This window comes from Ameyamaea chiangmaiensis (genome assembly GCF_013376175.1).
GTDB classification, from domain to species: domain Bacteria; phylum Pseudomonadota; class Alphaproteobacteria; order Acetobacterales; family Acetobacteraceae; genus Ameyamaea; species Ameyamaea chiangmaiensis.
This window is the reverse complement of the sequence record NZ_JABXXR010000144.1, coordinates 1-6,711: the sequence shown is the minus strand read 5'-3', so window position 1 is coordinate 6,711 and position 6,711 is coordinate 1. Positions and strand designations below refer to the sequence as shown.

General features: G+C 66.8%; 9 protein-coding genes. 4 read left to right on the top strand and 5 right to left on the bottom strand.

Annotated features, from left to right (window positions below):
- Positions 1-132: 132 nt before the first annotated feature.
- From HUK82_RS13415 to HUK82_RS13405, 3 genes are all read right to left on the bottom strand, one after another.
- The gene (locus HUK82_RS13415; protein ID WP_176614440.1) at positions 133-1,104 is read right to left on the bottom strand and encodes an NAD-dependent epimerase/dehydratase family protein; all 972 of its coding nucleotides are present in this window, start codon (positions 1,102-1,104) and stop codon (positions 133-135) included.
- A 66-nt stretch (positions 1,105-1,170) separates the two neighbouring features.
- The gene (locus HUK82_RS13410) at positions 1,171-1,647 is read right to left on the bottom strand and encodes a DUF192 domain-containing protein (RefSeq protein ID WP_176614442.1); all 477 of its coding nucleotides are present in this window, start codon (positions 1,645-1,647) and stop codon (positions 1,171-1,173) included.
- Positions 1,648-1,697: 50 nt separating this feature from the next.
- Complete coding sequence (locus HUK82_RS13405) at positions 1,698-2,363, bottom strand: MBL fold metallo-hydrolase (RefSeq protein ID WP_176614439.1); 666 nt, start codon at positions 2,361-2,363, stop codon at positions 1,698-1,700.
- Between the two features lie 143 nt (positions 2,364-2,506).
- On the opposite strand from HUK82_RS13405, the gene HUK82_RS13400 reads away from it, so the two are divergent.
- The 4 genes from HUK82_RS13400 (at position 2,507) to HUK82_RS13385 (ending at position 5,651) form a co-directional block, all read left to right on the top strand.
- A complete protein-coding gene (locus tag HUK82_RS13400) occupies positions 2,507-3,580 on the top strand; it encodes an XdhC family protein (RefSeq protein ID WP_176614438.1) in 1,074 nt (357 codons plus the stop codon).
- On the top strand, positions 3,577-4,173 hold the full coding sequence (locus tag HUK82_RS13395; RefSeq protein WP_176614437.1) for a nucleotidyltransferase family protein: 597 nt from the start codon (positions 3,577-3,579) through the stop codon (positions 4,171-4,173). The genes HUK82_RS13400 and HUK82_RS13395 overlap by 4 nt, the downstream gene beginning before the upstream one ends.
- A gap of 137 nt (positions 4,174-4,310) precedes the next feature.
- Positions 4,311-4,661 (top strand): RidA family protein, encoded by a 351-nt coding sequence (locus tag HUK82_RS13390; protein ID WP_176614436.1) that lies wholly within the window; start codon positions 4,311-4,313, stop codon positions 4,659-4,661.
- A 273-nt stretch (positions 4,662-4,934) separates the two neighbouring features.
- Positions 4,935-5,651, top strand: coding sequence for a CHAP domain-containing protein (locus HUK82_RS13385; protein ID WP_176614435.1), 717 nt, complete (start codon positions 4,935-4,937; stop codon positions 5,649-5,651).
- Between the two features lie 56 nt (positions 5,652-5,707).
- Here the strand turns inward: HUK82_RS13385 and HUK82_RS13380 are convergent, their stop codons facing one another.
- Both HUK82_RS13380 and rsfS read right to left on the bottom strand, forming a co-directional pair.
- Positions 5,708-6,163: a 23S rRNA (pseudouridine(1915)-N(3))-methyltransferase RlmH gene (locus tag HUK82_RS13380; protein WP_176614434.1), complete on the bottom strand. Its 456-nt coding sequence runs from the start codon at positions 6,161-6,163 to the stop codon at positions 5,708-5,710.
- 43 nt (positions 6,164-6,206) lie between these two features.
- A complete protein-coding gene (gene rsfS, locus HUK82_RS13375; RefSeq protein ID WP_176614441.1) occupies positions 6,207-6,659 on the bottom strand; it encodes a ribosome silencing factor in 453 nt (150 codons plus the stop codon).
- Positions 6,660-6,711 lie beyond the last annotated feature (52 nt).

The following is a 6,711-nucleotide window of genomic DNA, read 5'->3' as shown; positions in this document are numbered from 1 at the left end:
AACCCTAGATCACCAACCCCGGTGAAGTCAAGCTCCTCAGAGCCCCCCGAAGCGGTGAACGGGGATATACCCCCCACCCATCATACCCGTCAACACCACACCACGAAAAAAGTGAAAAAATCGACCGGCCGGTCAACCTGCGGGATGAAAACCGCGGAACCACGCCAGAAATGCGCCCACGCCGTCGTCGAGCGTCGTCTTGGGCGCCCATCCCGTCAGCGCACCAATGGCCTCCAGTGACGCCCACGTCGCCTCCATGTCCGCGTCAGGTCGCGCGCCCTGGTTGACGACCGCCGCGCGCCCCAGTCCCTGCTCCAGCAACTGGATCAGCTTTGACACAGGCTCGGGCCGGTCATTCCCAATATTGAGAAGCCGCGCCTGCCCCCGGTCGATCGGCGCGTCCATCACCCCCAGGACCGCGTCGACCACGTCGTCGATATATGTGAAGTCGCGCGACAGGCGCCTACCGCTGTAGAGCGTCAACGGCGTCCCCGACGCGATGGCCCGGGCGAACGAGTAATAGGCCATGTCCGGACGCCCCCATGGCCCATAGACCGTGAAGAACCGAAGGCCGGTCTGCGGGATGCCATAAAGGTGGGCGTAGGACTGGGACGTCAGCTCCGCCGAACGCTTCGTCACCGCATAGAACGAATTCGGGGCGTCGACGCGCTCATCCTCACGGAACGGCAGCGCGCTGTTGCTGCCGTACACCGACGATGACGACGCATAGAGCAGATGCTGCAGGTTCGGCAGGCGCCGCGCCGCCTCCAGCACCGTGAGATGCCCCATGACGTTCGCCGTCACGTAGCTGTAGGGATCGATAAGGGAACGCCGGACCCCGGCCTGCGCCGCGAAATGCAGCACATGCGTGACGTCAGGATTGGCTTCCGCGAACGACAGCATCGTGTCGCGATCGGCGACGTCGGCCTGCCGGAACGAAAAGCCCCGATGCGTGCCCAGACGGGCAAGCCGAGCCTGCTTCAAAGCAGGGTCGTAATAGTCGTTGAGATTATCGAGCCCCAGCACGGTCTGCCCCCGCGCCAGCAGTGCGGTCGACACCGCCGAACCGATGAAGCCCGCCGCTCCGGTTACAAGAATCGTCACGCGTCGTTCCTACCGTCGCTCATCGCCGCCCGCCGGAGGCGCCGGTCCCCATCAATGCCATCTCGATCAATCATGCGTCGGAAGAGCCTTACCCGTCACCTTGTCCCCGACACGAATGCCGAGCCGAGCCGTCACGCCGCCCGCCAGTTCGAGCGTTGCGATCACGGGGCCGTCACTCTGGATCTGCGCCAGGCTGCGGGGCACGGCGTTCTCCGTAATCGCGTTGATCGTGCCGTCGGCATTGATCGACACGATGTCGAGCGGCACCAGCGTGTTCTTCATCCACATGTCGCTCTGCTGCGCATACGGCCACACGAACAGCATGCCGCGATCATCCGCTAACGTGGTGCGGAACATCTCCCCCACTTCCTGTTCCCGGCGGCTACGCGCCACTTCCACGGAAAAGACGTGCGCCACCTTGTCGGCCGACGTGATGGTCAGCGGCTCGCGCGGCAGTTCGGCCTGTGCCTGCGTCGGCTCGCTCATGTCGTCGGCATGCGCCGCGACCGCCGCCACACCCCCGCAGGCCAGAAGCGCGACCATGACGGTCTTCAGCAGGCGGACTTTGTGCATCTCCACAGAAAACTCCCGTATCAGCGTGTTTGGAGAAAGGGGTTATGGCGACGCTCATCACCGATCCGCGTCATGCCGCCATGTCCGGGCAGGACGATCACGTCATCGCCGAGCGGCAGGATCTCGTCCCGGATCGCATTCAGCAATTGGCGCTCGTCTCCATACGCGAAGTCCGTCCGCCCCACAGCCCCGCGAAACAGGGTGTCGCCGGCAAACAGGAAACGTCGGTCGGCATCGAAGAACACGACATGGCCGGGCGTATGACCCGGCACATGCCGGACCTCAAGCGTGCGACCGGCATAATGCAGGCGCTCGCCCGCCGTGACGAAGCGATCGGCGCGCACGTTTTCCATGCCGCTCAGCCCGAACCGGGCAGCGTTTTCGGTCACCTGTTCCAGCAGGAACGCGTCCGCCGCGTGCGGCCCGATGATCGAGACCGGCGTGTCGCCCCCTGCCCGGCGCGCAAGCTCGGCCGCACCGCCCACATGATCGAGATGACCATGGGTCAGCAGGATCGCCTCCAACCTCAGGGCGCCGTCCGCCAGACGCGCCAGAATCCGGTCGACATCGCCGCCGGGGTCCACCACCGCGGCCACCCGCGTGGCCGCATCCCAATAGAGCGAGCAGTTCTGCGACAAGGCCGTGACCGGAATCACGTCGATCTCAAGGCCCGGTATGGTTGGCATGGTCTGCGCCCCCTCGGCATGGCGTTGCCCTCGTGTCTTTTGGCGATAGCGATCACCCCCCCGGCACGCAAGCCCGGGACGCGACGGCCGCATGCGCGCGCAGACATGACGCGCGGCCACCGACCATGGTAATCGTATCGGCCATGACACAACCCGACGCCGATCCAGCGACCCCGGCCGACCCCCTGACCCTCGCGCTGGCCCGTGCGCGGGCGGGGCGCGTCGCCGCCCTGTGCGCGGTTGTCGGCACATGGGGCAGTTCGCCGCGACCGGCCGGCAGCCTGCTGTTCACCGACGAGGACGGCCATGTCGAAGGGTCGGTCAGCGGCGGCTGCGTCGAAACGGACGTTATTCTCGCCGCGCAGGACGCCATGACCGACGGCCAGACGCGCCTGTTGCAGTACGGCGTGACCTCGGACCGCGCGTGGGAGGTGGGGCTCGCCTGTGGTGGAAAGCTCGACGTTCTGGTGCAGGCGGTCGGCAGCCGAACGCGTCCAGGCACGCTCGACCTCGCGACGCTGGAACAGCTCGCCGCACGGCGCGAGGCGCGGCAGGCGGCCGCCCTGGCGATCGACCTGTCCGGCGCTCCACCGGTCCTGGTCACGCCCGACGCTCTGCCCACCACCCTGCCGGCAGACGTGCGCGCGGCCGCCGGGCGTGCCCTGCAGAACGGCATGAGCGTGCGGGTTGCCGACGGGACGGACCCCGGCTGGTTTGTCCACGCCTTCGTGCCCCGCCCACGCCTGCTGATCGTTGGCGCGGTCCATATCGCACAGGCCCTTGCCGTGGTGGGACGCCAGGCCGGCTTCGACGTCGCCGTGATCGACCCCCGGGGCGCACTGGCGACACAGACGCGTTTCCCCGGGATACCCCTGCTGTCCGACTGGCCCGATGTGGCCTTGGCCGAACTCGGGATCGACGCCCAGACCGCCATCGTCACCCTGACCCACGACGCCAAGCTGGACGATCCGGCGCTGCTGACCGCGCTCGCCAGTCCCGCCTTCTATATCGGGGCGCTCGGCTCCCGAAAGACGCAGGCCTCGCGCATCGAGCGACTGCGTGAACACGGCGTGAGCGACGACGCGATCGCACGCATGCGTGGCCCGGTGGGTCTGGCGATCGGGGCGCTCGGCGCGTCGGAGATCGCCCTGTCGATCATGGCCGAGATCATCGCCGTGCGGCGTGGCGCGCCTCTGGCCGAACGACGCGGCTGGTGACGCGTCGGGTCACGGCGCTGGTGCTCGCGGCGGGTCGGTCATCGCGAACCGCCCCCCGGCATAAACTTCTGGCGCGCGATGCCTCGGGCACACCGATGATCGCGCGGACGCTTGCCGAACTCCGGCGCAGCAGGGTGACGGCGACTGTCGTGGTCCTGGGTCATCGCGCCGACGATATCCGTGGGGCCGCCGGGGCGGACGCACGGTTCGTCACCAACCCCGATCCCGATCACGGTCTGTCGTCCAGTCTGCGCGCCGGGCTCGCGGCCGCGATGGCCGACGATCCGGACGGCGTGCTCGTGTGTCTGGGGGACATGCCGCTTGTCCGTGCCGAGCTGATCGACCGCGTCCTTGACACCTGGTCCGCGTCGCGGGCCATGGCGTGCCAGCCGACACACGGCACCGTACGCGGTCACCCCGTACTCTGGAGCCGAGACCTGTTGCCGCGCCTGACGACCCTTCAGGGCGATCAGGGCGCGCGATCGCTGCTCGACGCACCGGACGTCGTCGTCGCAACATGCCCGGGCGGCCCCGCCTGCGTCACCGATTTCGACACGCCCGATCGACTGGACGCGTTCGCCTCGATGCCCTGAGCCCCCAGACATAAGATGCAAGACGCGGGACGCCCGTCACGATCGCGGCTGGCGAGCGGCGCGAAAATCGTCGAGAACAGGCGTGTCGCCGCCACCGTCACCGCACGGAGCGCGCCATCTCGCGAAAGGAGACCACCATGGCCAAGATTATCCGCTCAGAGCCCAACGCCATCCTGTCGAAGGCGGTTGAATATCACGGTTTCATCTACACGCAGGGCGTCGTGGCCCGTGATCTCGATCAGGACATCACCGCTCAGACGCGCGACGTCCTCACCCAGATCGATGCGATTCTGGAAGAGCATGGAACCGACAACACCCGCCTCCTGCAGGCGCAGATCTGGCTGAAGAACATCGCCGATCGCGACGCCATGAACGAGGTCTGGAGCGCATGGCTCCCCGAGGGCGCCGCGCCCGCGCGCGCGTGTGTCCAGGCCGAGATGGCAAGCCCGCGCGTACTGGTGGAGATCATGCTGGTCACCACGAAGTAAGGCATAGGATCTGTCGTATTTCCGCCACAGTCCTGCACAGGTTTTGGGCAGGGCTGTGAGCGGCACGGGCGAGCCGGGAAAAGGCTGGCGGACTAACGATACGTTAAGAAAGAATTCAGTAGGAATATGTTCCTATTTCCGGACAGGAAGCAATGTTTCGCGACAAAAACCGTGCCGCGCGAAACTGTCCGCCGTTCTGCCCTTGCCACGCAGTCCCGGCGCTTGTTAGCTCCATCCACACATGATGACGCATAGCTGGGGTTAAAGTTCGACATGCGGCGACTCGGTCTCAAACTGGCTGTTCTTTCCCTGACCGCCGCTTTCTCGTTCTCGACAGCTCACAAGGCAGAGGCCCGCCATCGCGGCGTCGCGCACGCGTCGGCCCATGGCCATGCCAGCGCCCATCACGCCTCGTCGCGCCGTCTCGCCTACCGCTATGCCGGCGGACACGTGATCCAGTGCGTGGCGTTCGCCAAGTCCAATTCCGAAATCGCCCTGCGCGGGAACGCCGCCGACTGGTGGTACCACGCCGCCGGAGTCTATGCGCGCGGCGCTTCGCCGGAAGCCGGAAGCGTGCTGAACTTCCGTGCGACACGCCGCATGCCGCTGGGTCATGTCGCGGTCGTCACCGACGTGGTCAACAGCCGCACCATCGTGATCGATCAGTCGCACTGGGCCCAGCGCGGTATCAGCCGCAACGTGCAGGTCGTCGACGTTTCGCCGTCCAATGACTGGTCCGCTGTCCGCGTCCAGCTGAACGGTCGCTCCGGCACGTTCGGCAGCATCTATCCCACCTATGGCTTCATCTATGCGCGCGCCGCCGATGGCCGCGACACGATGATGGCAAGCGCAGCGCCCGCATCACGTCGCGGCGCCACGCGCAGCCTGCCGTCGGCGCTTTCGCATCCCTTCGGCAGCACCGAAGTGGCCGAAGCACCGGCCGGTGCCGACAGCCTCGGCGTAGACGCCCCGGATCGCAATCTCCGCTGATCCTCGCGTCCGGCGAACGCTCGACCCTATCATAAGACAGGGCGCCTCTGCTCAGGTCAGGGGCGCCCTGTCTTATGATAGGGGTGGTTGGCTGATATCGCGCGCGCACGATAAAGCTGCTCTGCCAGAAGTCCCCGCACCAGCATATGGGGCCAGGTCATCGGCCCCAAGGACAGGGTTTCGTCCGCCCGTGCGACCGCATCGGCGTCCAGCCCCTCGGCTCCCCCGATGAGAAAGACGAGCGGACGCGGCAGTTCCAGCCAGTGTTCGAGCTTGCGGGAAAACGACAGGCTGTCATAGGCGCGGCCGCCTTCGTCCAGGGCCACGACATAGGCGGATGGCGGCAGGGCGGACAAAAGCGCCTGACTCTCGCGGCGCCGCACCTCGGCAAAGGATCCGCGCGCGTCCGCCACTTCATGCACATCCAGCCGGGGCGACAGGCGCTTGCTGTACCGCGCCAGAAGGTCGGCCTCCGGCCCGGGCTTGAGACGTCCGACGGCGATCAGCCGCACCTCACGACGCCCCTACGCCCTTCTCTTCCCACGCTCGACACGCTCACAGGGTCTGCACGGGACCTTCGCCGGCGTCGTCGAGTTCGGCACCCCACATGCGTTCCAGAGCGTACAACGCGCGGGCCTCGGGCTTGAACAGATGTACGACGATGTCGCCCGCATCGATCAACACCCAGTCCGAACCGTTCGCGCCCTCGATCAGCACACGCTTCAGCCCAACCTCGCCCAGCTTGCGTTCGAGATGCGTCGCCATCGCGGTAATCTGCCGGTCCGCCAGACCCGTCGCCACAACCATGCGATCGGCAAACGCCGCGCGACCGGTCAGATCGATCACGACAATGTCCTCAGCCTTGTCGTCGGCAAGGCTCTCGGTGATCACACCCAGATACAGCTCCAGAGTTTCCGGCGGCACGCTCTCGCGCTTGACGCGACGACGCGGACCCGCCACCGCCGCCTTCTTGCGCGGTGTTGGCGCTGTCTTGGCGGCTTCGGCCAGCGCCGGATCAGCCGTCCGTGCCGCCGTCTTGGGCTTGGCTTTCGCCGCGGCT